The organism is Qipengyuania sp., from assembly GCF_042095715.1.
In the GTDB taxonomy this organism is placed as follows: domain Bacteria; phylum Pseudomonadota; class Alphaproteobacteria; order Sphingomonadales; family Sphingomonadaceae; genus Qipengyuania.
The window spans coordinates 1-2,662 of the sequence record NZ_JBELMO010000144.1 but is presented as its reverse complement, the minus strand read 5'-3'; the positions used below and the strand labels follow the sequence as shown (position 1 = coordinate 2,662).

Annotated in this window: 4 protein-coding genes; all 4 read right to left on the bottom strand. The window is 60.3% G+C overall.

Translation table 11 applies throughout. From position 1 onward, the window contains the following. A partial coding sequence (locus ACFDTG_RS16640; protein ID WP_375292027.1) for an Arm DNA-binding domain-containing protein occupies positions 1-424 on the bottom strand: 424 nt, incomplete at its 3' end. Further along, a complete protein-coding gene (locus ACFDTG_RS16635) occupies positions 421-1,413 on the bottom strand; it encodes a site-specific integrase (protein ID WP_090481511.1) in 993 nt (330 codons plus the stop codon). The genes ACFDTG_RS16635 and ACFDTG_RS16640, both read right to left, overlap by 4 nt. 483 nt (positions 1,414-1,896) lie before the next feature. Continuing rightward, positions 1,897-2,118, bottom strand: a complete 222-nt coding sequence (locus ACFDTG_RS16630) for a hypothetical protein (RefSeq protein WP_375292026.1) — start codon at positions 2,116-2,118, stop codon at positions 1,897-1,899. A gap of 308 nt (positions 2,119-2,426) precedes the next feature. Beyond that, the coding region (locus ACFDTG_RS16625; RefSeq protein WP_375292025.1) for a single-stranded DNA-binding protein at positions 2,427-2,662 on the bottom strand (236 nt) is incomplete at its 5' end.

Genomic DNA, 2,662 nt, shown 5'->3' with positions numbered 1-2,662 from the left:
TGCCCGGAAACGCTTGCTCTAGATGGGTCCGCCGGTAGATATTCTGAATTTCGCGGGTCGATGCCTTCCAGGTCGGCGCGGCGACTTCCCAGTATGTTTGCAGAAATGCTGCATAGGTCGGCGTCTTGCGCCCTCGCTGCTTCTTGTCGGCGGGGTTCTCGCCAAGCTCGATGCGCAGGATAAGGCGTCGTGCGACATCCTTGGCAATGCGCTCCGTCAGGATGGCGGTATCGCCTATGGTGATGAGCCGTTGCTTGCCGCCCATAGTACGCTGCAAGACGTAGCTCTTGCGGCCGGATGGATGGATGCGCTCACCAAAGCCGGGAAGCACATAGTCGAATCTCGAGCGGCGCTTGCCTGCCTCGCCCGGTATGACCCGCGCAAGTTCCTCTGCAATGATCTGCCTGAGGTCATACTGGGTCATGCTGCGATCCCCATAGCATTGGCGAGATTGGAACAGATGCGATCGGCGCTTTCTGCGATCACTTCGTCCGCCAGGTGCGCATATCGCGCTGTCGTCTCAGGTAGCGCATGGCCAAGAAGCTTGCCGATAGTCGCCAGCGGAATGTGCTGCGCGATGGCAACCGAGGCAAAGCTGTGGCGCAGATCGTGGAGCCGCACGTCGGGCAGCGCAGCCTGGCGCCTGATGCGATCCCAGTATTGGCCGAGATTGATTGGAGCTTCGCGACGCATAGCAGGAAAGACCAGAAGTTCGTCGCCACGGCGTTCCAGTCCATCAAGCACTGCGATGGCTTGCGGATTGAGATAGATCGCCTTCGGGCCGGTCTTGCTGTCCGGCAGTTGCAGCCGAGGCGGCTGTACATAACGCCAGCGCAATGTTGCGATCTCGGAGACCCGCGCACCAGTGTAAATGAGCATGAGCAGCGCCGGAATGACGAATGGATTGACCCCATCGTGTTCCGCCAGAACGCGCCCCAGCCTGCGATATTCAGAGGCAGAGAGGTAGCGTTCTGGGAGCTCGCGTTTGAAACGCGAGACGCCGCGGCAGGGGTTGGTATTCTTCACCCGGTAGCCGAGCTTTTCGGCATACTGCATCATCACCGACATGATGGGGATGGCGCGGTTGAAGGTCCCTCCCCGCTCAGCCATGCTGTCTCGCCAGCGGTTGATGTCCCCGCGTTCGATCATGTCGACCGGCAGGTCACCGAACCTTGGCACGAGCAGTTGATCAATGCGCGAACGCGACGATCGCTGAGTCGCTGGCTTCCAATGCGGCGAATAGTCCTGCCAGAACTCTTCGGCATAATCAGCGAACAGCGGCACCCGCCTCTTCTCGGGCGCGGTCGGGAGGTCGGCAAGCGTAGCCTTGATGAGCAAACTGCGCGCGGCAGCGCGCGCGGCGGGCGCGCTCAGCGCACCTGCCGCCACACCCGCGCATCCAAGCGTCACCATGCGCTGCACACCTCGCGGGCTATGCTTGACTATCCATGTAAGGTGTCCCGAATTCCTTTTACGAAGTCCAAAGCCGGGAAGTTCAGTGTCCCATGTGATACCGATCGGAAGCGACTTGCGACGAGCGATATAGCCAGTCAGTTTCAACCTGAACGATGGCCTGCGAGGGGCTATGACTGAGCCTTGGCTACCACTCGATTGTTCGCTCGATTGTGAGCGACAACCCTCTGTTTTATTGTATTTTTCTTCCATTCATGCAGCATAGGCTGCGTCCCAAGCCCATCAGGTTAAGATCGATGTCGCTTTCGGTTCAGTGGCGGGGACCAGATAGCATTTGCGAGAAGTGTCGATGTCGGATGCCATGTGCAGTTTCACCCGTCCTTTTTCACCGAGGTCAGGTTCGGCATATTGGTCAACAGTTGCGGCCCGGCGACTAAGAAAAAAGGGCAGGAGCCGTTGCCGACCCCTGCCCTCGTCGTGCGGTCAGAACTCGTCTGACATCGCCCCGTGGATAGTGTGCACCACGCGCGCCGCAAGGTGCGCCGGAAGTGCATAGTAGTCACCCTCGTCCAGCGCGAAGTATCCAAAATCGCGATCCTCCACGATGTGCTGATCGAAAAAGCTGTGCAGCGCCCGACGCTCTGCCACAGCCAGCGCGGCAAAGTAGCGATCCGAAGTCGAAGTCCGTTGGAATTGCGTAGCCATAATTTCCTCCTGATGTCTGCCGTTGACGGCAGGAGCAGGACGGATGGGCGTGCGGCCGGCGGGTCAGGGATCGCCCGGATGGGCGACCGCGAAGCGGTGGTAGGGGTAACGATTTTGTTGGACCGTAGCGCAGCGAAGGGGAGGCAAAATGGTGGGACCCTGCCGTCCTTGACGCGCCGGTTGCGCGGCCATCAGAATGGGACAACCGTGAGCCAGGCCCCTCCTCGCCTCCGATATTGAGCAACAAAAAAGGGGGCGCTGTCTGGCCTGGACAGCGCCCCTCTGATGGAGATCGATGATGTTGGATGTCAGTCGATCTCGGGAGCCCCGGTGTTGTCGGTGTCGTCGCTCGACCCGTTACCCCGGGAGAGGAAGTCGACCTTGTCGGCGAGGATCTCGGTGCCGTAGCGGGTGACCCCGTCCTTGTCCTCCCACTGGGTGTAGTGGATGCGGCCCTGGACGCTGACCAGCTGGCCCTTGGAGCAGTATTGGCCGACGGTCTTGGCGAGGCCGTTGAAGCAGGTCACCCGGTGGAACTCGCTTT